We start from the raw sequence: 26,257 nt of genomic DNA, 5'->3' as shown, positions 1-26,257 counted from the left end.
CTAGTACTCGCGGCCGTCCAGCTGGCCGAGGTCAGCGGCCAGTTGCAAGCGCGCGGTGTACCAGTCGACCATCGACGCGACCCGCCGTTGCTGCGCGTTGGCCAGATCGTTCTGGGCATTCAGCAGCTCGATGATGCTGCCGACCCCGGCCTTGTACCGCCCCAGCGCCACCCGGTGCGACTGACTGGCACTGGCGACCAGCCGGCGGCTGATGACCAGCGCCTGGGTACGCGCCTCCAGGGACTGGCGGCTACGCCAGACACTCAGGGCGATGGCTCGCTGCGCACCATAAAGGTCCTGCTCCCGCGCCGCCGCTTCCGCCTCGGCCGCCCGCGCCCGGCGACGGGCGAGAAAGCCATCGAAGATCGGCACGCTGACTTGCACGCCCACGGTCCAGGTTTCGATCTGCTGCCGCGAGGCCACCTGTTCGACCGGTGTATCGTCATGCCGGTAGTCGCTGTACAACGAGAACGTCGGCCTCCCCTGGGCCCGCTCCGCCTCGGCCTTGGCCAGGCTGGAGGCCCATTGGGCGCGGGCGCTGTCCACTGAAGGGTGGACCTGCCGGGCCTGCTCCATCAATGCATCGACGCTTTGCATGAAGCGTGCTTCCTGGCCCTGCGGCTCGTCCAGCGCCTCCAGGCGCAGCGGCGCGGAAGGTGACAAGTTCAAGGCGCTGGCCAGCGCACCGTTGGCAATGGCCAGGTCGCCCTCGGCCAACACTCTCTCCAACTGCGCCTGCTCGAAGGTGGTCTGCGCCTGCAGACGATCGGCGCGCTCCCCCGCCCCGGCCTGGTGCTTGGCAGTGGTCACCCGCAAGCTGTCGGCCGCCAGCGCCTCGATGCTGCGCCGGGCCTCGAGCAAGGCGCTGCTGGCCTGCACCTGGTAGAACGCCTTGCTGGTGGCGAGCACCACCTGTTGGATCTTTTCCACTCGACTGCTGCTGGCCGCGTTGAGCAACTGGCGGGCGCTTTCCACCCTGGCCTCGCGCAAGCCGAAGTCGTACAGCACCCAGTTGAGGCTCAGCCCATAGCCGCTGGTCCGGGCATTGAGGCTGGAGTTGGCTTCGGGAAAACCGTCATAGCGCGTCCTGCGGTTGGCCCGGCCGATGTTCGCCTGCCCCTGCAGGGTCGGCCAGTAGGCCGAGCGTTCGGCCTCCATGCTGGCCTGGCTGCTTAGCTGGGTTCGCCAAGCGGCCTGCAGCTCGGGGTCGGCGCACAAGGCCATGGCCACGGCGCGGGACAAGGCCAGCGGCTGGTCGGCGGGCAATGGCCCGGGGCAGGCCTGCAAGGACTGCGCGGCCTGGCCTTGCAAGCTGCACAGGCAAATCACCATGGCCAGCATTGCACGGCGCTTCATGATGCGTTCGTCACTCGCCCGTCGAGCAGCGCCACCACCCGCCGGGCCGAGCGGATGGTATCCGGCCGATGGGCGACGATCACGCGGGTGATGTGCAGCGCTTCCAGGGCCTGGTTGACTGCTGCCTCGCGCTGGATGTCCAGATGGCTGGTCGCTTCGTCGAGGAACAGCAGCTTCGGCCGCCGGTACAGCGCCCGGGCCAGCAGGATGCGCTGCTTCTGCCCACCGGAGAGCACCGCGCCCATATCGCCGACCAGCGTGCTGTAGGCCATCGGCATGCGCACGATGTCGTCATGCACGGCAGCCAGGCGGGCACACTGCTCGATCCAGGCCGGGTCGGCGTCATTGGCGAAGAAGCTGATATTGTCGGCGATCGAGCCGGCGAACAGCACGTCGTCCTGCAGCACCGTGGCGCTGATCCGGCGCAGGCGGCCTATCGAGCGGGCGTCGATGGGCTCGCCATCGAGCAGTACCTGCCCTTCCACCGGAGTCAGGATGCCCAGCATCACGTTCAGCAGCGTACTTTTGCCGCAACCTGAAGGGCCGACGATGGCCAGCGACTCACCCGGTTCGATCACCAGCGAAACACCGTCCAGCACCCAAGGCTCGTAGGCACAATAGCGGAACCTCAGCTGACGCACTTCCAGGCGCGGCACGGGCCCTTCGTCTGCCTCCGGCAACGGCGGCGACTGCGGTTCGGCGGCTTCCAGCACGATATCGGCCAGACGCTCACCATGCAGGCGCAACATCACGACATCCACCAGTTTGTCGATCAATCCGGACACGCGGCTGTTGAACTGGTCCTTGTAGGCACTGAAGGCGATCAGCATGCCGGCACTGAATGCACCGTCCATCACCTGCCGGGCGCCTAGCCAGATCACCAGCAGGGTCACCATGCCGAACAGCAGACCATTGAATGCCCGGTACAGCAGTTGCAGCTTCTGCGGCCGCAACCCGGCATTGACCTCGTCGACCAGCAGGCCGCTCCAGGTGGTCGCGCGTTGTTCCTGATGAGCGAACAGTTTCAGCGTGCGCACACCGCGCATGGTTTCGAGAAAATGGCTCTGCTGCCTGGCCGCATGGACCAGTTCATCCTCGCTGGCCCGTCGCAGCGGTCCGAACCACGCCCAGCGCGCCATTCCGTACAGCACCATGGCAAACACCGCAATCAGCGCCAGTGGCGGGCTATAGAGAAACATCAGAACTAGCGTGACCACGGTCATCAGGCCATCGAGCATGGCTTCGATGAACGAGGTGGTGAGGGTGCGCTGGATCGCCTTGAGCGAACCGAAGCGAGAAACGATATCGCCCAGATGGCGCCGCTCGAAGAACGCCACCGGCAGGCGCACCAGGTGGTTGAAGACATTGATCTGCCACTGGCTGCCGAGCAGCGTACCCAGGTACATCAACGCCCACGAACGGCCCAGCGCCAGCACCTGCTGGGCCAGCAACATCAGGCCGAAGCCGATGGCCAGCACCGCTAGCAGGTCGCGGTCGGCACTGACCAGCACTTTGTCGATCACCGTCTGCATGAAGAACGGCGCCAACACCGTGCACAGCTCCAGCGCCAGGCCCAGCACCAATACCTGGGTAAACACGCCGCCAAAGCCCTCGACCCTGCCCAGCAAGCGCCGCAGGGACAGCGGCGTCTTCGCCTCGCCCGGCTGGAAATCGCTGTGCGGCCACAGCTCCAGGGCGATGCCCGTGAAGGCCCTGGAGACCTCCTCAAGACCCAGCTTGCACACCCCGCGCGCCGGATCATGGATGACCACCCCACGCGGGCCGACTTCCTTGAGCACCACGAAGTGGTTGAACTCCCAGTGCAGTATGCACGGCAGACGCAATTGCGGCAGTGCCTCCAGGTCCAGGCGCAGCGGTCGCGTGGCCAGGCCCAAGTTGCCGGCCATGGCCATCAGTTGCTTGAGCGTGGCGCCCTTCATGGAGGGCGAGAGCTTCTGGCGCAAGCCGTGCATGTCGTGCACCTGGCCATGGTAGGCGGCAATCATCGCCAAGCAGGCCTGGCCGCATTCGGCAGCCTCGACCTGCAGCATCACGGGCAGCTTGCGGCCGATGCCGAAACTCAGGGACTGGTAAAGGCTCACAGGCGTTTTCCTATGCCGCGCAAGGGCTCGAGCAGCCATTCATACAGCGGCAGCTTCTCCAGCATGATGTCCGCGTCCAACTGCATGCCGGAACGCAGGCGCTCCTCACCGCCGCGGGCGAACAGGCTTTGTCGCTCCAGCGTGACCTTGACCCGATACAGGGGCCCTTGTTCGCGCAATGCCTCGGAGGGCACACCCACGGTCATGACCTCGTCAGCCGGCAAGGCACTGCGGGAAACCGAAGCCACGGTACCGCGGGCCAGGCCAAAATGCTGGTAGGGGAACGCCTGGTAGCGCAGCAGCACACTATTGCCCGGCCGCACGAAGCCGGCCGAGCGGCTTGGCACATAGAGTTCCGCGTACAGGCTGCTGTGCTGCGGTACCAGGCTGAGCAGTGGCCGGCTGGTATCGGCGCGCGCCCCGTTGACCACGCCCAGCGCCGCCACCTCCCCTGCCACCGGGGCGGTTATCATCACCTGGCGCTTGCCCTCGCTTTCCAGCAAGCTGCTCTGGCTCTCCAGCAAGCGCCGCTGCAGCTCCGACATCTGCTTGGTCTGCTTGTAGGGCAGTTCAGCCAGCTCGGCACGCAACGCGGCGCTTTCGCTGCGCAGGGCGAGCAGCGAGCGGTTCAGCTCCTCGGTGCGCAGGCGCATTTCCAGCACGGCATCCTGGCGGGCCTGGAGCAGGTCACGGGAAACGAAGTCCTGGCGCTGCAACTCGGCGTAGCGTTCGGCGATTCCCTGGGCCAGGGCTAGGCGCTGGCGGGTCAGGGCAATCTGAGCGGCGACTTTCTCCTGTTCGCCTTCCAGCATGCCGAGGCGACGAGACTTGCCTTCACGTTCTTGTTGATGAAGCACCCGGGTTTCATCTATTTCATCGGCCAGACTACTGTTTCGCCGGGCAAGCAGCCGGCTGATGGCATCCTGGTTGGCGGCAGCCTCGCCATTGCGCGTGTCGCTGGCCAGGGTCAACAGGGCCTGGCCCGCCTTCACCTGCTCGCCATCGCTGACCTGCAGCCCCTCCACCACCCCGACCTGAGGGGCGAAGACCTTGACCACCCCAGCCTCGGGAACCAGCACACCACTTACGGCCTCGCGCCGTGTGTAACTGGCAAAGGTGATGAACAGGCCAACGGCGATACAGAACAGCACTGCGCAGGCGCTGGCGATGCGCAAGGACGGTGGCGAGAGCAAAATCACGCTTCCCAGGTCGTTGCGTGCCCCTGAAAGCAGTGCTTCCTTACGAAATAGCATTCCCTGGCCTACTACTGGCAGTTACGAAGTCGCCCCGCAGCAAGTCCGGCTCCGGGCTAGGCCAGACTAAACAAGCCAGTCACACCGGGCACTAGTACAGATGCACTAGTGGTGTGCTCCGCGAGAACGGCATCACAGTATGGCAATAGGACATTAGGTCACCCGTCCTATTGCCCCAAGTGGCGGCCACTTCACATGATTTGCCAGGCCCGGTAAATGCCTTGCCGGTGACGGAACAACTCAATTGGAAGAGGACTAATCCATGAATACCGAGCACGAAACCCTGCGCACACTCGACGATGACGAACTGGAACAGGTCAGTGGCGGCATCTCCGCTTTCGGCTATCACGCCGGTGCCAGCGTCGTTAACTATGGCCAAGGCCCAACCCTGCATGTGAGCTGGGGCAGCAACAACGGCAAGTACAACTTCTTCGAACTGAAGTTGTGCTGATTGGCCAGGCCCGCAGCCGTCGAGGTTGCGGCCTTTGTCGTTCATGAAGGCCGGGAACGACAAAGCCCGCGACCGTTGCCGGTTGCGGGCTCTGACTTATTGCATATGGTGGGTCGTGTAGGATTCGAACCTACGACCAATTGGTTAAAAGACAATTGGGATCTAGGCCGATAATTCCACCTAGGGAGGGGTTTTCAGCACCATTCCGCGCCTAGGCACGCAGCCTCTAATGAAATCCACATTAGAGGCATGGCAATGACACATCCGAAGAAAGCAAAACGAGCAGGTAAGGTTTCAACCAAAGGCGGCACCGGTAAATCCACCGGCTCCACCAATCTGGGGGCATTCACAGCAGACGCTGGGTTGCGCACCCTCCTCATCGATCTGGACCCCGTCCAGCCTTCCGCATCCTCCTATTTCCCCCTGGAGTACACTGCCCCGGGCGGCATTTTCGAGCTGCTGTCGTACAACGAGACCGACCCGGCCAAGATCATCTCCCGCACGTCGATCAAGAATCTCGACGTCATCATTTCGAACGATGCCAACAACCAGCTCAACAACCTCATACTGCAGGCGCCTGATGGCAGACTGCGACTAGCCAACCTGATGTCGGCTTTCGATGCCGATTACGATCTCATCCTCTTTGACACCCAGGGCGCCCGCTCTGCGATGCTGGAGATGGTCGTTCTTGCATCTGATATCATCCTCTCCCCCCTCCCCCCGAACATGTTGGCCGCGCGCGAATTCAGCCGTGGAACCATCCATATGATGGATGGCCTGCGCAGTTACGCTCGTCTCGGCCTCACCATTCCCCACATCAACATCATCATCAACGGCCTGGATGAAACTGCTGACGCGCGCGAGATCCACCGCACCGTCCGTGAAATCTTCGACGGGAACCCAGACTACACCGTCCTGCAATCGATCATTCCAGATGCCGTCATCTTCAAGAAAGCCGCGAGCCAAGGCGTGCCGGCGCATCGGCTTGAATATCGTCAACCTTCGAACCGTAAGTCGCCGGCGGCGCTGAACATCATCCGCAGCTTGGCGATCGAGGCCTTCCCTGAGTGGACGGACCGCTTCGAGGCAATGACCGAAGAGCGTGTAGCCCAAATCGTCAAAGAAGGGCGCTGAGATGGCCAAGAGACCCATCGTCATCACCGATGCCAGCGACATCACTACCGAACTGGTTCTGCAACTCGGGAGAACGCACTCCGCCAAGGACCTTCGCAGCGTCCAAACCCGGCTCACCTCCATCGCAGGTGATCTGCGCAAGTTCGGGTATCACTGGAATAAAGAGTCTGGGCTACTCGGAAAACTCGGAGAGCACCTGACCGATGCTCAACGGCAGCTTCTGCTCGACGCATCGCGCCTGGTTGAATCCATCGGCAACAACGTTACTCATGCCAAGGAAAAACTTGTTCGGACCGAGAAGGACACGAAACGCCGGCAAGATGCCCGTGATGCACTGGCGAAGCAGCTCGTTGCGCGTACATTCCCCTTGCCCACCGAAACCCATGAAGAACGGCTCGAGACGATCAAGGCTGCACTCATCCTGAATCGTGCACGACAGTTCCATACCTCCTACAACCCATCTGAATTCAACCTCTACGTCAGGAGCGATCTGAAGACGCCTGATCGACTCTACGGGGCCTCACCTGAGCAACACCGGGTCGGGAATATCCAAACACTCCGTTACTTCATGATCAGCGACCTGACCAGCCACCTTGCTTATGACGATGGTTCGTCGGTTGAGGAACGTCTGCGACTCCTGCAGGAGAAAGTGGCCGAAGCTGTTGGCCTGGCTGCCTTGACAGCAGACGAACGCGAGACCCTGCGCCTGTGGAAAGAGGCTCTCTCCCCCGATGGGGCGAAGCAGGAGGGCCAAGCATGAACAACGTCAGCCAACAGCAGCTCGACCTTCTCTGGCACACCTTGGGTCTGTCCGCCGAAAACAGACACCGGCGCACAGTTAGCCGCAATTACTTTCTCACAAGCCCAGGTTGCAGCGATGCACGACAGCTCGACGTGCTCGTCGCAGCAGGGCTCATGTCGTGCGGAAAGCCTCCAGCTTTTTGTCCCCAGGATGAAGTTGTTTATCGCGCTACGAGTCAGGGCCAGCACTTCGCAGAGACCAGCCTCCCTCCGCTACCAAAACTCACTCGGTATGACGAGTTTCTGGATGCAGACAGCGGGCTTGAGTTTCACGAATGGCTCGGGATCGAAAAACCCACGATTGAGCATCGTTGTAAGTCATTCGGCTACAGCGAAGTGGGCAGCCTGATCTCTATAGAGTCCGGCTGTCGCATGAGCTCAAGCCGTGCTACGGGCGAGTGGTGCAAGACCAAGAAAGACGCCAAGGCCAGTTACAAAGCGGCCTTAGCGGCTTCGAAGGCTCATCGCGCGGAGGCTGCATGATGAATCCTGCCTCTATTTCCCAGTTCGCTGGCACGCTTTGCCTGTACCTCATGAACTGCTCTGTGGCACTGGCGACCGCCTATGGCTTGGGTTCGATCTTCAAAGCCCCGCTCGCCGAAATCGCTCTGCAGGGTTCGGTCTACTCGGCCTATGCGCTCGGCACGGTCGGGACGCTGAATCTCCTGGTGCTGATCGCATCAGCTATGCGTGGACAACCTCGCCAACTTGGGGAGGGCTCCTGATGGACAAGCAGAAGATCCTCGACAAAGTCACCAAGCTGATGGCCTTGGCCAACAGCCCAGGGGCAAACACGAACGAGGCAGCAATCGCATTGCGCCAGGCCCGCTCGCTCATGGCCCAGTACAACATCGACGCAGACGAACTGCGGGCCAGCCAAGTTCTTGAAGCAAGTATCCCCACGGGCACACGTCGATCCCCAGCGGATTGGTTGCATGCCCTCGCCGGAACATGTGCAGCCGCATTCGACTGCAGCCACCTCTCTTACTACCACCCATTGAAGGGTTACTGCTTCAAGTTCCTGGGCAAGGGTATCGGTCCGGATCTGGCTGCCTATGCCTACAGCAGCCTCGTCCTGCAGTTACAGAAAGCACGTCGCGAGCATGTCTCGCAGCAGAAACGGTGCCAGCTGAAGACCAAACGACGCCGCGGCCAACTGTTTGCGGAGGGTTGGATTGGAGCAGTGGCCTACAAAGTTCGAGAGTTCGCGGGTGACCTGGCTCCGGAGATCAAGGCTGAGATCACGGCCTACTTGACCGTGCATCACCCTGACTTGAAGCAAAGCGACATCACGCCAAGCGAAGCCAAAGGCCACGATCGTAGCTCTCTGTACGCAGGTATTCGGCAAGGCCGGCATGCTCAGCTCCACCACGGAGTTGGCCGCACCGAACAGCCTGGCATTTCCCACGGGGGTGCCAGATGACCGACCTGAGCTATTCACCTCCTCACTCCATGGAGGCGGAACAGGGCGTCCTGGGCGGGCTGATGCTGGACAACGAAGCCTGGGATCTCGTCGGTGACCTACTGCAGGCAGATGACTTCTTTCGGGGCGAACACAGGCTGATTTTCACCGCTATCCAAGAACTGTCAGAGAAAAACAGCCCTTTCGACGTGGTCACGATTTTCGAGCAGATGGCCGTCCCCGAGGAGGTTGGAGGACTTTCCTACCTGGCAGAGCTGGCCAAGAACACCCCGTCTGTAGCGAATATCCAATCGTATGCGGAGATCGTGCGTAATCGCGCACACCTTCGTCGCATCATGTCCCTGTGTTTCCAGGGGACACGGGATGCAGCTGAACTTGCTGCTGACGCGGCGGAGGTTCAGGACACGCTCGAGCAGAAGCTGTTCGCGCTGGGCGAAGGTCGCGTTGTACGTGAATTCGCCAACATGAACGAGGCACTGCTCTCTGTCGTCGACAAGATCGACGCGAATTTCAACGGTCATGTGACCGTAACGGGGGTGCCAACAGGCATCACCGATCTCGATGAAATGACGCGCGGCCTGCAGCCAGCAGACCTGATCATCGTCGGCGCGCGCCCATCCATGGGCAAGACCTCGTTCTGCTTGAGCATCGTAGATGCCGCGCTGAACAGTAAGCCTGACGAGATCGTGCTGGTTTTCAGCATGGAGATGCCTACCGAGGCCCTCATCTACCGAATGCTGGCAATTTTGGGCCACATCGACCTGAGCAGGCTCCTGTCCGGTCAGTTGCAGGACGAGGACTGGCCCAAACTCTCCGCCGCCGTGCATCGCATGAGCGCATACGGCAACCGTCTGGTCATCGATGACAGTGCAAACCTCACTCCTGCTGCGATGCGCGCCAAGGTTCGACGCGCTAGCCGGCGCTTTGGGAGGCCCTGCTTGATCATGGCGGATTACCTGCAACTCATGCGCTGCCCTGGGCAAGAGAACCGGGCCAATGAGATCAGCGAGATATCTCGTTCCCTCAAGGGAATCGCGAAGGAATTCAACTGCCCCTTCGTAGCTCTTTCTCAGCTCAACCGGGCTCTGGAGCAACGTCAGAACAAACGACCAGTCAACGCCGATCTGCGCGACAGCGGAGCGATCGAGCAAGACGCCGACATCATCCTCTTCGTGTACCGAGACGAGGTGTACAACGAAAACACCGAGTTCAAGGGGATTGCCGAGCTGATTATCGGCAAACAACGCCAAGGGCCTACGGGCTATGTACGCGCAGCCTTTATCGCCAACCAAACTCGCTTCGCAAACCTCACTGCTGACCATTGGCAAGGAGCTGCCGCATGACGCTCACAGAATCCCATCTGATTACGCATGGCTGCCTTAACTGTGGCCGGCACTTCGCGCTTCATCAGGTACGGCAGGTGCATCCTGCTGAGCATACCCCTGAAGGTGAGGCAGAGGTTCTGGTATGCCCGGTCTGCGGCAGCTATGACCCCGTTCCTCTCTCGGAGGTGCCCAATGCAGGCTGAGCAGATCTACCCTTCGATCCCTGCAATCGCAAACACCGACCAATCGGCCTTGGCATTCGCGCACCAGTCTGGCGTAAACGCGGTTTGGCTGGATGCTCTCAGCCAGGTTGTCTCACGGCTCACCCAGTTCGGTGAAACCACGGTGCCTGTTGAGCTGAATGAGGCTCTGCAAGAGCTTGCACAGCTGCAGTACGTCGAGCTGGAAAGCCATGATGCTGGAACGCTGGCAGCGACCCTCCTTGGCCAACCAGCCCTGCTGACCAATTACTTCTGGTCAGTATGGGTACCAAGGCACCTCCTGAGCTGCGGTCTGAAGGTTGCAGTAACCCCCCATCTGACCAGCTCCGTGGACGAGGCTCATCACTGCACCGTGGTCTTCCGGATTCCTGGATCGCGCGAGACTGCACGTGAGTTCCTCACCGACCTGGCCACCCAATATCCGGGCTGCACCCCGGAAATCGTGGCCATCCAAGCGGGTGATGCACTTTGCCCGAAGGAGGCCGGATCCAATGCGTAACCTTCTTCGCGGCGCCCACGACAGTGTCCGCCGGCTTGCTGAGTTTGCCCTCTCCGAGGGCTGGACTCTCTCCAGGTCCAATAGCGGCCACCTGAAGTTCAGCAAGTCCGGCTTCGCACCGATTTTCACTTCCTGCACACCTAGCGACCACCGTTCCGAGCGCAACACCCGGGCGTTGCTTCGACGTGCGGAAGTCCAAAACAGCTCCTCGCGGGGGATTCAATAATGCCGATCCGACACGTAATTATTCACCAGCTCGACAAGCAGCCCGACGGCAGCCCCGCCGTCCTTCATGCCCGTGACACTGAGCTCCCACCGTCCGATGCTATCGTGAGTCTCCAGGGCGACCTGAACGACAGCTACAACGCCAAGCAAGGCAAAGCGTGGGGCTTCTTCCATGGGGAGTCGGGTGCGTACCCATTCAGCGGTTGGCTGAAACAGTACCTGGAGGAGCAGCAAGACTTCACCAGCTTCAGCCGTGTGTCTGTCGAACACCTGCAGAAACTGCTTGAAGAGGTCAACCTGTCCACCGGTGGCCACGTGTTCTTCAGCCATTACCAACAAGGCTTGACTGAGTACTTGATGATCGCTGTCCTCCAGCAGGTCGAAACCGTCAGCCTGGACGGTGATCTTAATGTTGTAGCCTCTCGCTACCTGGACACCAGCAACTTCTCCTGCGCGGCCCGGATCAACCTGAGCGAGTGGCGCAACAACCCTAACTCGAAGCAGTACATTTCCTTCGTTAAAGGCAAAAACGGCAGGAAGAGTTCGGACTACTTCCGCGACTTCATCGGGTGCCAAGAAGGCGTCGACGGGCCAGGTGAAACCCGCACGCTTCTCAAGGCATTCACCGACTACGTCGAGAAAGAGGATCTCCCAGAAGAAAGCGCCCGGGAGAAAACCCACGCGCTGCTCGACTATGCCACCACCCAAACGAAGCTGGGGCAGCCCCTCTCTCTTCAAGAGCTGTCCCAGACTCTCGATGAAGACCGCCCTCAGGCGTTTTACGACCACATCCGCAATAGCGACTACGGCCTATCCCCTGAGATCCCGGCCGATAAGCGCACACTCAACCAGTTCCGCCGTTTCACCGGCCGCGCCGAAGGTCTGTCGATCAGCTTTGAGGCGCACCTGCTCGGTTCCAACGTCACCTACGACGCCGACACCGGCTCGCTGACGATCAAGAACCTGCCCACTCAGCTCACCGACCAACTCAAACGCCGCCAGTAAGGAGAACCACCATGAACGCAACCAATTCCCGTACCGCTGACAAGTTCGTGGTTCGCCTGCCGAATGGCATGCGTGAACAAGTGGCAGAAGTCGCCCGCAAGAACCATCGTTCCATGAACAGCGAAATCATCGATCGCCTCGAGCAATCGCTACTCAACGGTCAATTTGAGCCGGCGCAGAAAGCCCAGGGCGACGGCGCCAACGCAGAGGAGTTGAGATCCGAGCTGACCCGCGCATACCGGATCATCGATCGCCTGTTGCAAAATGCTGTTCCAACTCAAGACGACATTCAGGAAGTGCTGCACCTGGTTCGCCACTCTCCTCTGGCTCACCCGCACGTTGCTGCGGTAGGAGCTTGAGATGGCCGCTACAGACCTCAAAGCCAAGCTTCTCGCTCCAGGCTTCACCCCTACAGGCACCACCGCGGCCATGAGTGACCCTATCGCGGACACCCCATTGGTGCTGACTGTCGAGCAGGTCCTCCCTTGGGAGGATAACCCTCGTACCACTCGCAACCCACGATACGATGAACTCAAGGAGTCGATCCGCCACCGTGGCCTCGACACCCCTCCGCCTGTAACACGCAGACCTGGAGAGGAAAAATACCGGATCCGCAACGGTGGGAACACGCGAATCACAATTCTGAAGGAGCTGTTCCAGGAAACTGGCGACGAAAGGTTTCAGAGGATTAATGTTCTGTTCCGCCCATGGGATCAGATCCGAGGCGAGATCGTGATGCTCACCGGTCACCTGGCCGAGGATCTCAAAGGTGAGCTCAAATTCATCGAGAGAGCTGTCGCGGTGGGTCGAGCGAAGGCGCTTTATGAGGAGGAAAGCGGCGAGACCATTTCCCAGCGCGAGCTCGCTCGACGCCTATCTAAAGATGGGTACCCTATTTCTCAGTCCCATATCAGCAGGATGCTGGATACCCTGCAATTTTTGCTGCCTGCAGTGCCTGGTTTGCTCTACTCCGGTCTCGGTATCGACCGGATCACGAAAATAATCGCGCTGAGAAAATCTGCATTGGCTTGCTGGGACAAGCATTACAGCAATGAAGGCGTTGACTTCGAAATGCTGTTCCAGGACGTCCTTGCCCAGTTCGAGGGAGAAGCGGAAGAATTCCTGTTCCAGCGCTTCCAGGACGAGCTCATCGGCACGATGAAAAAATCGCTGCAGCTCGGCTACGAGGACATTCTGCTGGAGATTACCCAGCAGCAGGATAAGCTCCGTCGCTCAACGCCAGTGGTAGAAGTGCCGAGTACCGGCAAGTCCAGTAATCATCCCGCCAGTCTTTTGGGTACTGGTACAGCTTCACCGGTACCGGTACCGGCATCGCAACAGCTACCTGAAGCTACTGGGAGTTCGCCGAAGCCTTCTCAGCCTCCCCACCAGCCAGCTGCTCCAATGCCGGGAGCTTCGCTCACACCAGAGCAAGAGCAGGAACGGATTGCAGGGCATATCGCGTCCCCAACGAACCTCAGCCAGCGGGTGATCGAGACAAAAGCGAAGGTTGCCGCCCTCAGCGGGGAAACGCTGCCCGATTTCAACTCGAACTGCCTGGTCGCCATCCCCGTGCAAGCCGGCGGACTGCACCCCATTACCGACCTCTGGTACATCGAGCGTCAGATTGACCAACCTGGCGAGTTGCGCAACCAGGTAGCCCAACTGGCCGTGGAGATCCTCGAATCTGTCAACGGCCCTGGCGATATCCAGGTAATCGATGGAGGGATCGGGTTCAAGTACAAACAGCCGGAGACCGAAGTTGAAGTCACTGCAACAGCTCAACATACGCTGACACTGCTTCAGTCATTGAGCGGTGCGATGGCTATCGCACTCAAGATGCTGAACGAGCAACCAAACCCTGCCAGTGCATTGGGCGAATTTGAGTTTGCTGCCGGCCTGGGCCAACTGCTGCTGGGCCAACCTCTGGGTGCTGAGCAGGCACCAGGTGACGAAGGTCGTTTGAGTGACGGTGCGCTGGTCAAGTTATTCCGCATCATTCGGCTGGCTCGACGCCTGATCGACTTGGAAATCGAAGAGTTCAAACGGTCCTCGCCAGTCCAGGACAACTGAACACTCGATGAGATGAATGGGAGGGAGTCTCAATGTCCAAGTCAACACTTAACGAAGCGGTTCTCTCACAGCTGCTTGACCTCATGCGTAACGGTCAACTTCAGCGCTGTGTAGAGATGGGAGTTGAACCAGAGGTGCTGGGCCAGATCCAGCACCCAACAGTCCTCAGTTTGCTCCGCAATACCCCTGTTTCATGGGTCAACGTGTCAATCAACAGCTCAATGATCCTCAAGCTGCTGACCGGCGCCGCGCGTACAGAAGAGGAAACTCGGCTTATCGAGCGCGCGATCCGGCTGGGGGCCACGACCAGCTTGCTCGGCAAGTTCTTCGGGCTCACACCTCAAGAGATAGCCTTGCAGCGTACCGTCATTGGGGTGCGTGCCCCACGCGGTCGATGGCCAGAGCTCTCTGAAGATCAGGATCACCATATTTGGCATCGCTGGACCAAGTTGATGGATGAGCACCGCGTCGAGCTCGAGGACAGCTTGGCCATGCTCGACGTGGCCATGCTGGTTGCCGAGGAGCTGAGCACGGACGGTCTCACGCTTGCGCAGATCTGGTCACGGATCACTCAGTGGGTCGAACAAGGCTTGTATCCAGGCAGCACTGAACGCTCCCGAGTCACTGAGCGACGACAGCTCACCCTTTTGGATGAGGGCGGCCTACGTCATGTCGATGAAAGCGGCACCGCCTCTATCCATCCTGGAGAAGGCGATCAGAGAAGATGAAGCTCACACGGTTCCCGATTTCCACGCTCCTAGATTCGGCCTCGGGGCAACTCGAGGCCCATGTGCAGAAGAAGAGAGCTGAGGACACCGCCCCTACTGCAGCGCCTGCTACACCCTACTCCGGGATAATTTTCAGCGGAAATCCGCATGAAACGGTCCCGCGTAAACTCCTACTCGACAATCGGTTGACCCCCTTGGAACGCAATTGCTGGCAAGTCTTTCGACTGCTGGTCAATGAAGATGGAATCACGGCTTTCCCCACCTATGACCAACTGCGGCCCTACCTCGGCATGAATCCAGGTAAACACGCCTCTAGAGAAACCGTGGCAAAAGCCTTGACGGTGCTCCGTCTGACCCGCTGGTTAAGCCTGGGCCGGACGGTGCGGAATGAGATCAACGGCCAGGTTCAGGGGAACGTCTACCTCCTACACGACGAGCCTGTCACGCCGGCGGAGGCCCTGGAGTTCGACAAGGACTATATGACCTTGCTGATGCAATCCATGGAGCATCAGAACAAAGCGATCAAGGACATCGCGGCAATTACCTGGAGAGAATTCACCAGCGATCCAGACGTTGGGCGACGACTTCCCTCGCGCATTGACACGATTAGCGATCGACTGAACGCCCAGACCTGGGCAGTTGAAACCAAACAAAATGCACTGCCTGCGCCTGAGTTCGGAATCCGAACTCAGCAAGACTTAGCCGTGGATGGACTGAGTTCGGAATCCGAACTCAGTACGAACTCAGCGAAACAGGGGGCCCTCCCCCTCAGTTCGGATTCCGAACTCAGCCTGAAACCACTGAGTTCACCCTCAGTTCGGATTCCGAACTCAGCTAGTACGTATACAAATACAGACAAGTCTGTATCTAAAAGCTCTGTACAACCGCGCGAGAGTGCAGGTGTGAACTGGTTACTTGCCCTAGATCTCCTCAAGCCAGAGGACCGTGTGAAGGCACGTGAGATCATGGGGCCGGTACCGGAGAATCTCCGAGAGGCGGTGATCAACCAGTGGAAGCATCGCTGTACTAGCGGGAGTGTCGCCAAGCCCCTCGCGTACCTGACGAGCCTTGCAGGCAAGGCCATACGGGGTGACTTCAACGCAGAGTGGAGCCCTACAGCGCCTGCTGCAACTCCGACGTCATCGCCAGCGGCCAGCGTGGTAGCACGGCCCACTCAGCCCGCCGTTCCCAAGCCGGCACCGACAGCGACTGCGATGCAGACAGCAAATTCCGCGCTGACCTCGCTGCAGGCCCTGCTTGACCCTCGACGCCGCGTGGAGCCCACCGATGAGTGATTGGATGGGTTCTACGATCACCCTGGGATTTGCCTCTGTTGTGATTGGTATGCTGGCGGGCCGCGTTTGTACCTGGGGCGCTTGCTGCCTACCTGCACTCCTCAAGCGCCAATGGCAGCGGGATGCACGGGAACTGCTGGGGCTGGATTCAGAGAAACATTCCGACCTTCAACCGGCCAGAACCCCTTCGCGAGTAATCTGGACCGCGCAGATTAGCTGCGCTGCGTTGTCACTCGTGGTGACAATGCATTTTGGGCCAACTATGCAGGCCTTCTGTGCCCTGCTGTTTACCTGGATGCTTCTGGCTTTGAGCTTGATCGACAGTGAGCACCACCTACTGCCGGATTCGCTGGTAATACCAGGACTCTGGGCCGGCTTAGTCCTCAACTCCTTCGGACTGTTCACGGTACTGCAGGACGCTCTTTGGGGGTGTGTCGTTGGCTTTGGCTTCTTCTGGTCTGTGAGTCAACTAACCGGACTAATCACTGGCCGAGAAAGCATCGGTAGAGGCGACATTAAGCTGTTGGCATTGATGGGTGCGTGGGGTGGCCTACAGGTACTTGGCTGGACTGTAGTTTGCTCTCTGCTAGGTGCAGGTCTAGCCGCAATGCTTCTCATACTCCTGGGAAAGCGATCTACCGACGCAAGAATTCCATTTGGTCCGTTCATCTCCGCCGCAGGCTGGAGCGCATTTGTGATTCTAACTCATTGATTAATAACCCATGGACCATTAGTCGAGTGATGCGGCCCGCATCATTCACCGGCATCGACACCGGCGCGAGCCAGGTCGAGTGGTTCCACCGGAATCCCCTGATAGTGAGGCCCGCATCATTCACTGGCACCGACACCGGCGCGAGCCAGGTCGAGTGGTTCCACTGGAACCACCTGACAGTGATGCGGCCCGCATCATTCACCGGCACCGGCACCGCCGTGAGCCAGGTCGAGTGATTCCACTGGAATCGCCTGATAGTGATGCGGCCCGCATCACTCACCTGATTCGACACCGGCGCCGAGGCCGGGTCGAGTGGTTCCACCAGAATCCCCTGATAGTGATGCGGCCCGCATCATTCACTGGCACCGGCACCGGCGCGAGCCGGGTCGAGTGGTTCCACCAGAATCCCCTGATAGTGATGCGGCCCGCATCATTCACTGGCACCGGCACCGGCGCGAGCCAGGTCGAGTGGTTCCACTGGAACCACCTGACAGTGATGCGGCCCGCATCATTCACCGGCACCGGCACCGCCGTGAGCCCGATCGAGTGTTGTCACCGGCACCACCTGGGAGTGTTGCGGCCCGCAACACCAGGATGGTGTGCGCCGACTATGACAAATCCAGCACCCCGGGTTCTTCATTTATTACTGCGCGCCCAACAGCCTAAAAGCAGCATGGACATCGTTCACCCACCTTATATAAGGAAACCATGTCCATGGCTGACAACTATCAGCTCAACATCGGCTCCCTCAGGAGCCAGGTCCAGCTGACTCTCCACACCCACCATGCTGCCCGAATCTGGCTGGGCCGCCAGAAGACCGATGACAAACACAGCATCCTCGGGCTGGCGGGCTTCTGCCTCAAGATCAACCAGATCGACCGTGGAGCGGCCCAGGACGACCCATACTCGGACTGGTGGATGATCAGGATCGAAGAGAAGATTCAGGAAGTGGACGATGCCCTGAAGGCCATCGACAGCCGCCTGGATGAAGTGATGGCCCAGTTGCCCAAGGCGCTCGAAATCGGTGAGAACCTCTCCATTCAACCGCTGAAGCTGCCACTCTTCATTTCCAACCCGCTGGGCTTCAAGGGCGTCCATCTACTGACTCAATACGACGAAGTCGTCCGCCGCATCCTGCTGGCTCAGCACGTCGCCATGATCGGCCGCCGCGATGGCGAGATCTGGATAGACGAGGGTGCTCACCTGCTGCGCAGTCTTTTTGGACTGGCCCAGCTCCATCGATTCTCCGGTGCATCGCGTGACGACTTCGCCGCCAACAATGCACGGGCTGAAAACGCGCGCGAGATGTACAAGCGCTACGGCGACATCCCCCAGGACATCCTGGAAGGCACCCGCAGGTCGAACTTTGCCCCGCCCATCCGCCGTGGTTCCGCAGACCCGGTCGAGGATCTGGATGACGATCTCGAAGGCGAGGCCTGATCCTGATGCGTTTGGACCCCCAACCCATGGAGGCCCTGCAACAGGGTGCCTTCAAACCGCTGCAACAGGGTGCCTATCAGGCGCTGCAACAGAGTGCCTCACTAAAAGGCCTTTTAAAGCCCTTTAAAGGTAAGGGGGAGCTGATCCAGTTGGCGGAGCATTGCGCATCGCTGGAGGCAGGGTTGCGCGCCATTACCCAGGAAGTGCTGGCCCAGGTCCGTCAACATCCATTCGCCCTGCTGCCCGTCAGGCTCATCGAGCAAAACACAGCGGCTGGCACAACCTTTCTTCGCTGGCAAAGCGTGCAAGGTCGGCGCATGGGTGTCGGCGTATGGGCCCAGATGATCCACGCCCCCAAAACACCAACCCACTTGCTGCAGGACCTGTTTGCCCTGGAGCAACACCGAATCACCCTGAACATGCAGATCAGCCTCATCCACTCAATCGGCAAACAGGCCGCCGAGTGCGCAGAAAAAATGGGGCAGGCCGAGGCCGAATATCAGGCTCGACTGCAGCAGGTCATGAACCCACCTCAACACTGAACGGAGATACACCATGGGTACACCAGTAGTTTGGGAAGGCAACGTCGGCAACGCTGCCGAGCACCGGTCGTTCGCCAACGGCAACAAAGATCCGCGGCACATGCTGCGACTCAATGTGATGTTCGACAACTCGATCCCTGATGGCCAGGGTGGCTACAAGGATCGTGGTGGCTTCTGGGCCAACGTCGAATGGTGGCACCAGGATGCCGAGCGGTTCGCAGCGCTGTTCCAGAAGGGCATGCGCGTTGTGGTGATTGGCCGCGCGATCATGGACAGCTGGACGGATAAACAAAGTGGCCAGGAGGTGTCTGCGCTCAAGGTCGAAGCCAGCCGGATCGCGATTCTTCCACATCGCATCGAGCACGTATCTCTGTCTGGCGGCGGCGGCGGTCAGCGTCCGACCAACCAACCGCAGGGTCAGGCGCGCAGTCAGACCAGCGGTGGCCAGGCTCAAAACGTGCCTCAGCCGAGCCCCGAGGACATGCGCCACTACGGCGAAGGCTTTGACGACGACATCCCTCTGTAGCCCCCCCTTAATTTGGCGCGCCACATCGCGAAGCTCCTGGTGACAAGGATGTCACTACGAGCTACCCCTCCCTTCGATGAAGCTTCGCCGTAGAAACCCAACTACATCTTGGCAGGCATTTTTCAGGCGCCGTTCGTGAAGTTGCCGATGACAAGGACAGCGCCTCGCCACCTATTTCCGCTTCGAGGTAACGTCCCGTGCACCACGACTACCCGGAATATCCATCCGTCAAAGCGACGGTAGACTCCTCGCGCTACATGGAAGCCGTACATGCTCTCGAAGGCGTTCCCCAGGTCTTTTGCGACGGCGAAACCATCCTCCTGCCCGAGGCTGAGGTGAAGGCCATCGAAATGCTTCGCTCCCAGTTCAAGGCCACCTTTGAGTATGGGCAGGCCGAGGAGTATCAGTTTGCGACCAAGGCCCGGGATGCAGGAGTGACGGCTGAGCTCCTGCGACTTGGGCAGGCAGTTTGCGACATCACAGGCCAACACGCTGAGGTGATGGTTCGTGCCGCATTGGAGGACCCCAGCGCGACGCTGCTGGCTTGGTCGGCACTCTACCGCTCAAGCATGATTCCCCACTAGGTCTGGCACACGGGCATTGGTGTGGGGCCTAATTTTTCCGCCGCCATTCGTGAAGTTTCTGGGAGCCAGAACAGATCGACGCGACCGCCCACTCGACACTTGGCGTCAGATGCCACACAACTCCTGGCGGCCAGAACCTACTGCCCAGGGTCGCGCGCCTCGGGAAGCTCCCGCAACCAGGACGGCAAGTCGTGGCCGAAGGGGCGCTGCAAGCAGCGCTTGCCCAGGTCAGGAGGCGGTTGAAATCGTCGCATTGGCAAATTACCATTTCCTGAAGGCATCTCCACCCTACAGCTGCTAACGTGTTTAAAAATTAGCTACTGGAGTCGAAAAAAGCGCCTTGTCGCGAGGCTTCCGGTATCAAGAATGTTTGAGGCGTGATCTGCCCGGCAGGTGCAGGGGCACTGATGAGGAGCATTCGATGCAGCATGTAGTGGCCCAGGAGCGAAAAGCGGATAGGCGCCAGTTCAACAACCCCCATCCTGCGGTGGAGGCTGCCGGAGTGGAAGCCGCCGAGAAAGGGCTGCCCGTGTATGCTTGTCCCTACAAGCACCCCGCCATGTTGGCCTCTTGGCTTAAAGGGTACAATCGAGCCCAGCAGCTCATCCTCAGCCTCTGACCTCTTGCTCTTACAGCCTCCAGCTTGCGGTGGCCTTCACAGCCAACCTGCTGATTTTGTCTTGACACCCCTCCGCCTTCTCCCTAGAATCACCGCCCAATCGCGCCTGAACCTCTGGTGCTGGCTTTGTCCAGTATTATGTTTGGGCCTTCTTTTATCTGGAACATGGATGTTGCAGCAGCTAGCCCCTCCTAAGCCATTCAAAAATTATTCCGAACTGGTTGAGCTACTGATTACCAGAGGCATGCTCGTACCTGACCCCAACCGAGCAGAACGGAAGATTTCACAGATCGGCTATTATCGGCTCAGTGGTTACTGGCAGCCCGCGCGCGACTTTGATAGGGACGAGCAACAGAATGTCCTTATCTGCCAAGTAACACGCAAACCGCGTAGAAAAAGCAATTTTCTACCTGACACAACCTTCAATGACGCCGTCGATCTTTATCTTTTTGATAAGAAACTTAGACAACTCATGCTTGACGCGATTGAACGGATTGAGATCCAGGTCAGGACTGTAATTGCTCACGAGGTTGGCTACCACTCACCAATGGCGTATACGGACTCGCAGTTCATTCGCCCCTGAATTCATAGAATAAGCGCAACGCTTGAAACGAGAGGCAGAGAGCCAGCCACCGGTAGAATCCAGGCTCTCACACCGAAGGATTCAAGCGCAGATGACCAGTAGCGAGGATCAATCTACGCCCGCGCAAGCGCTTGGGCTGGAAGACGCCGTACGAAGTGCATACAGGGGTGAGCGTTGCACTTATGTGTTGAATTCAGGGCCCTAAACAGACCGAAGACTGGAATGACCGCAAAACTAACCAAAAACGAAATACTTGGTTAGAGTGGCAAAAACGCCAAAAAAATCTGTTGGATCGTAGCCAAGAAGACTCCATTGAATGGCATAGACGCGCGCACAAAGCTATTCCGTTCTGGGTAGCTGTGGAGGCATGGGATTTTGGTACACTATCGAAATACTTCGAAATCCTCAAAGGCAACCATCAAAATCGCATTGCGGCTCGACTAGGTATTAGTGATACCCACGTGCTAACTCAGTGGCTACGAGAGATAAATACCTTGCGCAACAGGTGCGCACATCATACTCGTATTTGGAACCAAGTAGCGGCCAACCCGCTCTCCGTTCTTGACAACCCTTATTTTCAAAACCTGGCGCTTGACCAAAATGCCCGATCTCGAATATTCGGGCTAATCAGCGTCATCTGGCTGCTTGTTCAACGCTTGGGGCCAAGTTCAAGCTGGATAAAACAGGTCGCAGATCTACTCGACTCTAAGCCCTCCTTGCCTGGTTGCCAATTCTCCTCACTTGGGCTTCCAGAAGCTGGATTCCCCAGGAAGCTCTTTGGAATCTGATCAAGGAGACTAAATTGCACCACTCCTCATCACGCAATTCATAAAAGCAATCCCAACGAATTCCCGCCCTTTCAGTTGACCATTTCGCGTTGTGCCGCCTCCGGCCGGCGGCAAGAGTGCGCTCTGTTCGAACTGTTCAGGGTCACCTTATGAAACTCATGATCATCGAGGCACCGGGCAAGCTGAAGAAGCTAGGGCCCATGATGAAGAAGATCCGGCCTGGCGAGCAATGGACGGTTGTAGCCACTGGTGGCCACATCCGAGACCTCCCTGAAAAGGGGATGGACGAGACGATGATCACCACTGGGGTGCTCAAGAACCTCCGGCCGGTGTACGAGATGCTGCCCAAGAGTGCCCGCAACGTCAGCACGATCCGCAAGGCGCTAAAGGACGCCACCGAGGTTTATATTGCCACTGACCCGGATCGCGAAGGTGAAAGCATCGCCTGGCACATTCAGCAGGCGCTGCGCATCAGCGAGTACAAGCGCGTCACCTTCAATGAAATCACACAGAATCGTGTGCGGGAGGGTTTGGCTAACCCCCGCAAGATCGACGGCCAGCTCGTTGCTTCACAACAGTGCCGTAGGGTGCTCGACCGCTTGGTGGGCTACCCCGTCACTCAGGAGCTGCGCCGAGTCATGGGGCAACCCACGTCTGCGGGCCGTGTACAGTCACCTGCGCTCTACCTGGTTGTACTGCGCGAACGGGAGATCCGCAACTTCAAGGTCATCCACCACTTCGGCGCAGAACTGACCTTCAGGGACGAAGCTTCCAGCTTGGCCTGGACTGCCGCATGGCAGCCGGTGCCGGATTTTGCCAGCAAAGAACACCCTTACGTCCAGGACGGCACGCTCGCCGCCCGGGTCGCCGCCACCCGTGCAGTTATCGTGGAATCGTGCGAAGACGGCAAGAAGCGGCGTCCGCCGCCCGCACCGTTCATTTCGTCCACTTTGCAGCAAGCCGCCAGCGTGGCGTTGAAGTGGGACCCCGACAAGACGATGCAGATTGCGCAACGCCTGTACGAGCAGGGTGTCATCACATACCACCGGACGGACAACCCCAACCTGGCCGATGAGGCCATGCCTGACATCCAGGCTGTCGCACGACGCCAGGGGCTCGACGTTGTAGACGAACGCCGGACGTTCAAGGCAGCAGACAGCGCACAGGAAGGTCACCCTGCGATCGCGCCAACCGCTTGGGATGATGAGGTTGCGGGAGAGTCTTCCGATGAACAGGCGCTGTACAAGCTCATTCGGATCCGCGCACTGGCCAGCCAGCTCGCCGATGCCATCTACGACGTGCGTACCGCAAAGTTGCTGGCCAAGGGGCCGGATCAAAGGCCGCTGCGCTTCGCTGCGACGGGTAGCTCGGTAGCCTATCTCGGCTGGATGAAGCTCCTGCAGCAAGACGACACGGATGAGGAGTCGACCGACCTGCCCAAAAATCCAGTGCCGGCGCTGCAACCTAAGCAGATCCTCAACGTACTCCAGGGCGAGGTGTTGAACCAGAAGACCAAACCGCCAGGGCGCTTTACTAAGGCCAGCTTGATCAAGGAACTGGAGCGTCGTGGGATTGGCAGGCCCAGCACCTTCTCCGCGATCGTTAAAAACATCACCAGCAAGGGCCTGGTCGTCGAGGAAAAGCGCAAGCTGGTACCAGGACCGCTGGGAGAGGCTACCGTCGCCCAGCTGGAAGGCCGATTCAGCTTCCTCGAGCTGGCTTTCACGAGCACGCTGGAGAAGGACTTGGATCGAATCGCCCGCGGTGAGGATAGGTACGGCCCTGTGGTCGCCAAGTTCTACGAGCACCTCCAGAGTGAGCTGGAAAGCCTCCGACAGGCGCCCACAGTGGCGATGAAGGCGCGGTCGCCTGAATCCTCATCGGGCGCCCAGGACGGCTACTCCTGCGGCAAGTGCGGGATGCCTCTCGCGCGCCGACAGAAGCGCGGCGATGGCGGTTACGACTTCTGGGGATGCACCGGGTTCAAAGCGAACAACTGCCGCGTGAGCTACCCCACAGTGGGCGACAAACCTGATATGACCAAGCCCAGGGGCATGTAGGCGAAATGTTTCGAAGGCGGTAATCCATTTCTCCTGTAGCAGGTTTCCCCCAACTGCCAATCTGCTCGCTCTTACGGGTGCGGGTAGGCGCACCTTGAATGATGACGAGTTGACTACTCATCCTCCCGGAGGTGCTTGTGGCCCGTTCCAAGAAAGTCATTGACCGGTTGAAGGCCGAGCAGGCGGACAATCCGAAGGTCCCTCATTATGAATCCCGGCCAGGCGAGTCGTGCTGGCCGTTACAACCTGACGACATCAAAACCGCTGGGTACTGGAAGCAGGAACGCAGACGTGTGCCGAAGGGCTCAGAGCCTGCGGCGTACGTAATCAGTGGCCAGGGAGGGTCGCTTCATGGCTCAGTACTCTTAACCCGATGGGTGCCTGCCTACCACCTGGACCAGACTGTGCCGATGAAGTCCAAGAGCGCGGACGCCAATTGAAACGGCCACGCCTCCTCAATAGCCAACCAGTGTTGCTCGAAGCCGCCGTATTCGACGGCTACGACATGGGCATCCTCATGCCTTACATTGAAGGCGCAAACAAGGTCATGTTCGCACGGAGCGGGTTCTTCATTCGCCGCAGTGATCACCCGCTCTGCCGCTACTGGCGCGTGCCCAAGGCCAAGCTCATCGACGAGCTGGACCTGGTGTACCACCAGCTGATCGAGCTGGCCGGTGGCAAGGTCACTGAGTCATGGCAGGCCTTCCGCCAGAAGATCGAGAGCGCGCTGGCCAACCCACGCCGGGACGCGTTCATCTCGGGAATGCTACTGCGAATTGCCCCGCTCGCCGACGGCGGTGTGCTGCTGTCCGGAGATTATCATCCTGGAGTAGTTGCAGTGGCCCGCCGGATGCGGGGAGTGTTCCTGGGCAAATCCAGCTCGTGGCGAGTCAACGCCACCGCCGAAATCCTGCGCAGCAACCTGGTCCTGGAGCTCGGTCTTGTGGAGGAGCAGTTCGAGATCCTGGACGTGGTACAGGAGCTCCTGGGCGATGGCTCTGTGGTTCCAGCAGCAGACATTCCACGCATCAGCCTGGGCGGTGCTCCTCAGGAACCCTCGACAGCCGCCAGCGGTGAGGAGAGCTCCAACGACATCTACCTCGCTGCCGTCTCGCCGATTGAACGCACCGAGTTCTCAGATGCCACGATCGCCCAGGCCCTGGTCGGCTATTCCCTGCTCGATCACCAGCCTGCTGGCATCGCTCACCTGCTCCAGCGCACCAGCGCACTGCTGGCTGATGATATGGGCCTCGGCAAGACGCGCCAGGCCATTATCGCGGCGCATATCAGTGCAGCCGGTCGCCCGATCCTGGTGGTGACCCTTTCCTCGTTGCTGATCAACTGGCAGCGCGAAATCCTGGCGGTCTACCCCGACGCGACAGTCGCTGTGCAGAAGCACGACCCGCTGGTCCAATGGATGCTGATCAATTACGAGCGTCTCGGCGACTACGTGCTGCTGGCTGAGCATTACCACGTTCTAGTGGTCGACGAGGCGCACCAGTTGAAGGAGCCGACTGCCGAGCGTACACGCCATGGCTTCGATATCGCAGCCAAGGTGCCGAATCGCTATCTGCTGACAGGCACGCCTGTCCTCAATCGCGAGACAGAGCTGCACACCCTGCTACGTCTATCGGGGCACCCGGTCGGCCAGTTGCCCCTCAGCGATTTCTGCGAACGCTTCGCCGGCAGCCCAGAGTTCCGGCAAAACCTCCGGGCAGAACTGGGCGACTGGATGCTTCGCCGGCGCAAAGACGTTCTGCCCGGGCTCAAGGGTAAGCACCGGCAGTTGCTGCCCGTGGCGATGGGGGTGGAGGAGCGGAAGAAGTACGACAGCATTCGCCTCGAGGACAGGCCCATCTTTGCCAGGCTCGGCGCGCTTCGCCATTACCTGGAACAGGTGAAGGTCAGAGTCGCTATGGACCTGCTGGGCGAGCTGGACCCCGAAGACAAGGTCATCCTGTTCTGCGAGTTCAAACCCACCGTCGCGCGCCTCAAGGAGCTGTGCGATGCAGCCGGTATCGGGAACGTCACCCTGGTCGGCAGTGACACACTCACCAAACGCCAGAAGGCGATCGACAAGTTCCAGGGCGACCCCGACTGCAGGGCTTTCATCTGCACCACCCAAGCCGCCGGTACCGGCAACAACCTCACGGCCGCCAACTACGTCTTCTTCCTGGGCCTGCCCTGGACACCCGGACAACAGGATCAGGCCGAGGACCGGGCGTACCGGAATGGTCAGCTCAGGACGGTGATCGTGAAGATCCCCCTCGTGGAGAACAGCATCGATCAGCAGCTCTGGCAGATGCTCTTAGCGAAGCGCCAAGTCAGCTTGGAGCTCATTGAGCCGGAAGAGCAGCAGGACGCGCTGGCCAAGGCAATGCTTGCAGCGACTATCCAATAAGTAGGATCGCTTGGGAATCACAGTTTGAGCTCATGAATGATATAGCTCCGAAACTTAACCCTTTCAACGTGAACCCAATGACTACTACCAACCTAAATCCTTGGAAAACAG

At 59.5% G+C, this 26,257-nt stretch carries 27 protein-coding genes; 23 read left to right on the top strand and 4 right to left on the bottom strand.

Translation table 11 applies throughout. The features are described from left to right. From BGP85_RS05305 to BGP85_RS05295, 3 genes are read right to left on the bottom strand one after another with little or no spacing between them, the layout of a single operon-like run. Entirely contained in the window at nt 1-1,356 is a 1,356-nt protein-coding gene (locus BGP85_RS05305; RefSeq protein ID WP_103446252.1) for a TolC family protein, read from the bottom strand. Next, entirely contained in the window at nt 1,353-3,458 is a 2,106-nt protein-coding gene (locus tag BGP85_RS05300; protein WP_103446251.1) for a peptidase domain-containing ABC transporter, read from the bottom strand. The genes BGP85_RS05305 and BGP85_RS05300 overlap by 4 nt, the downstream gene beginning before the upstream one ends. Next, on the bottom strand, nt 3,455-4,711 hold the full coding sequence (locus tag BGP85_RS05295) for an HlyD family secretion protein (RefSeq protein WP_103446250.1): 1,257 nt from the start codon (nt 4,709-4,711) through the stop codon (nt 3,455-3,457). The genes BGP85_RS05300 and BGP85_RS05295 overlap by 4 nt, the downstream gene beginning before the upstream one ends. A gap of 262 nt (nt 4,712-4,973) precedes the next feature. Here BGP85_RS05295 and BGP85_RS05290 point away from each other — a divergent pair, with 262 nt between their 5' ends. From BGP85_RS05290 to BGP85_RS29535, 14 genes are all read left to right on the top strand, one after another. Beyond that, the gene (locus BGP85_RS05290) at nt 4,974-5,162 is read left to right on the top strand and encodes a bacteriocin (protein ID WP_103446249.1); all 189 of its coding nucleotides are present in this window, start codon (nt 4,974-4,976) and stop codon (nt 5,160-5,162) included. A 255-nt stretch (nt 5,163-5,417) separates the two neighbouring features. Further along, on the top strand, nt 5,418-6,296 hold the full coding sequence (locus BGP85_RS05285) for a ParA family protein (protein WP_023628762.1): 879 nt from the start codon (nt 5,418-5,420) through the stop codon (nt 6,294-6,296). A gap of 1 nt (nt 6,297) precedes the next feature. Beyond that, complete coding sequence (locus tag BGP85_RS05280) at nt 6,298-7,056, top strand: hypothetical protein (protein ID WP_023628763.1); 759 nt, start codon at nt 6,298-6,300, stop codon at nt 7,054-7,056. Next, nucleotides 7,053-7,580, top strand: coding sequence for a hypothetical protein (locus BGP85_RS05275; RefSeq protein WP_023628764.1), 528 nt, complete (start codon nt 7,053-7,055; stop codon nt 7,578-7,580). Before BGP85_RS05280 ends, BGP85_RS05275 begins: the two co-directional genes overlap by 4 nt. Beyond that, entirely contained in the window at nt 7,577-7,822 is a 246-nt protein-coding gene (locus BGP85_RS05270) for a hypothetical protein (protein ID WP_023628765.1), read from the top strand. Before BGP85_RS05275 ends, BGP85_RS05270 begins: the two co-directional genes overlap by 4 nt. After that, nucleotides 7,822-8,520, top strand: coding sequence for a DUF2786 domain-containing protein (locus BGP85_RS05265; RefSeq protein ID WP_023628766.1), 699 nt, complete (start codon nt 7,822-7,824; stop codon nt 8,518-8,520). Before BGP85_RS05270 ends, BGP85_RS05265 begins: the two co-directional genes overlap by 1 nt. Continuing rightward, complete coding sequence (dnaB, locus tag BGP85_RS05260) at nt 8,517-9,863, top strand: replicative DNA helicase (protein WP_028692976.1); 1,347 nt, start codon at nt 8,517-8,519, stop codon at nt 9,861-9,863. The genes BGP85_RS05265 and dnaB overlap by 4 nt, the downstream gene beginning before the upstream one ends. 174 nt (nt 9,864-10,037) lie before the next feature. Then, entirely contained in the window at nt 10,038-10,565 is a 528-nt protein-coding gene (locus BGP85_RS05250; protein WP_028692975.1) for a hypothetical protein, read from the top strand. A gap of 225 nt (nt 10,566-10,790) precedes the next feature. After that, nucleotides 10,791-11,795, top strand: a complete 1,005-nt coding sequence (gene yejK / locus BGP85_RS05240; protein ID WP_023628769.1) for a nucleoid-associated protein YejK — start codon at nt 10,791-10,793, stop codon at nt 11,793-11,795. A gap of 11 nt (nt 11,796-11,806) precedes the next feature. Continuing rightward, nucleotides 11,807-12,154 carry an Arc family DNA-binding protein gene (locus BGP85_RS05235; protein ID WP_023628770.1) on the top strand — a complete coding sequence of 116 codons (348 nt, stop codon included), beginning with the start codon at nt 11,807-11,809 and terminating at the stop codon, nt 12,152-12,154. A 1-nt stretch (nt 12,155) separates the two neighbouring features. Continuing rightward, a complete protein-coding gene (locus tag BGP85_RS05230; RefSeq protein WP_023628771.1) occupies nt 12,156-13,868 on the top strand; it encodes a ParB family protein in 1,713 nt (570 codons plus the stop codon). A gap of 32 nt (nt 13,869-13,900) precedes the next feature. Beyond that, nucleotides 13,901-14,596: a DUF2857 domain-containing protein gene (locus tag BGP85_RS05225; protein WP_023628772.1), complete on the top strand. Its 696-nt coding sequence runs from the start codon at nt 13,901-13,903 to the stop codon at nt 14,594-14,596. Further along, on the top strand, nt 14,593-15,891 hold the full coding sequence (locus BGP85_RS05220; RefSeq protein WP_023628773.1) for an STY4528 family pathogenicity island replication protein: 1,299 nt from the start codon (nt 14,593-14,595) through the stop codon (nt 15,889-15,891). Before BGP85_RS05225 ends, BGP85_RS05220 begins: the two co-directional genes overlap by 4 nt. After that, nucleotides 15,884-16,603, top strand: a complete 720-nt coding sequence (locus BGP85_RS29535; RefSeq protein ID WP_023628774.1) for a prepilin peptidase — start codon at nt 15,884-15,886, stop codon at nt 16,601-16,603. The genes BGP85_RS05220 and BGP85_RS29535 overlap by 8 nt, the downstream gene beginning before the upstream one ends. Here BGP85_RS29535 and BGP85_RS28640 read toward each other — a convergent pair. Beyond that, nucleotides 16,557-16,925 carry a hypothetical protein gene (locus tag BGP85_RS28640; RefSeq protein ID WP_143524245.1) on the bottom strand — a complete coding sequence of 123 codons (369 nt, stop codon included), beginning with the start codon at nt 16,923-16,925 and terminating at the stop codon, nt 16,557-16,559. The two genes, BGP85_RS29535 and BGP85_RS28640, sit on opposite strands and share 47 nt — an antisense overlap. Before the next feature lie 392 nt (nt 16,926-17,317). Between BGP85_RS28640 and BGP85_RS05205 the strand changes: the two genes are divergently transcribed. The 9 genes from BGP85_RS05205 to BGP85_RS05160 all read left to right on the top strand — a co-directional run bounded on the left by BGP85_RS05205 (nt 17,318) and on the right by BGP85_RS05160 (nt 26,146). After that, on the top strand, nt 17,318-18,043 hold the full coding sequence (locus BGP85_RS05205; RefSeq protein ID WP_023628776.1) for a PFL_4669 family integrating conjugative element protein: 726 nt from the start codon (nt 17,318-17,320) through the stop codon (nt 18,041-18,043). Between the two features lie 26 nt (nt 18,044-18,069). Beyond that, the gene (locus BGP85_RS05200) at nt 18,070-18,585 is read left to right on the top strand and encodes a DUF3158 family protein (RefSeq protein WP_230852995.1); all 516 of its coding nucleotides are present in this window, start codon (nt 18,070-18,072) and stop codon (nt 18,583-18,585) included. 13 nt (nt 18,586-18,598) lie between these two features. After that, nucleotides 18,599-19,111 carry a single-stranded DNA-binding protein gene (locus tag BGP85_RS05195; protein ID WP_023628778.1) on the top strand — a complete coding sequence of 171 codons (513 nt, stop codon included), beginning with the start codon at nt 18,599-18,601 and terminating at the stop codon, nt 19,109-19,111. A gap of 197 nt (nt 19,112-19,308) precedes the next feature. Next, nucleotides 19,309-19,695 carry a hypothetical protein gene (locus tag BGP85_RS05190; RefSeq protein ID WP_023628779.1) on the top strand — a complete coding sequence of 129 codons (387 nt, stop codon included), beginning with the start codon at nt 19,309-19,311 and terminating at the stop codon, nt 19,693-19,695. Nucleotides 19,696-20,116: 421 nt separating this feature from the next. After that, nucleotides 20,117-20,314: a CrpP family ICE-associated protein gene (locus tag BGP85_RS05185; protein ID WP_023628780.1), complete on the top strand. Its 198-nt coding sequence runs from the start codon at nt 20,117-20,119 to the stop codon at nt 20,312-20,314. 169 nt (nt 20,315-20,483) lie between these two features. After that, complete coding sequence (locus BGP85_RS05180; RefSeq protein ID WP_258035840.1) at nt 20,484-20,897, top strand: Abi family protein; 414 nt, start codon at nt 20,484-20,486, stop codon at nt 20,895-20,897. 191 nt (nt 20,898-21,088) lie between these two features. Next, complete coding sequence (locus tag BGP85_RS05175; protein WP_103446248.1) at nt 21,089-21,685, top strand: Abi family protein; 597 nt, start codon at nt 21,089-21,091, stop codon at nt 21,683-21,685. Between the two features lie 149 nt (nt 21,686-21,834). Further along, complete coding sequence (gene topA, locus BGP85_RS05170) at nt 21,835-23,745, top strand: type I DNA topoisomerase (RefSeq protein ID WP_023628782.1); 1,911 nt, start codon at nt 21,835-21,837, stop codon at nt 23,743-23,745. 436 nt (nt 23,746-24,181) lie between these two features. Next, a complete protein-coding gene (locus tag BGP85_RS05160) occupies nt 24,182-26,146 on the top strand; it encodes a DEAD/DEAH box helicase (protein ID WP_023628784.1) in 1,965 nt (654 codons plus the stop codon). Nucleotides 26,147-26,257 lie beyond the last annotated feature (111 nt).

The sequence above is a fragment of the Pseudomonas putida genome (assembly GCF_002906855.1).
Classification (GTDB): Bacteria; Pseudomonadota; Gammaproteobacteria; order Pseudomonadales; family Pseudomonadaceae; genus Aquipseudomonas; species Aquipseudomonas putida_N.
This window is presented reverse-complemented; position numbering and strand designations above follow the sequence as displayed.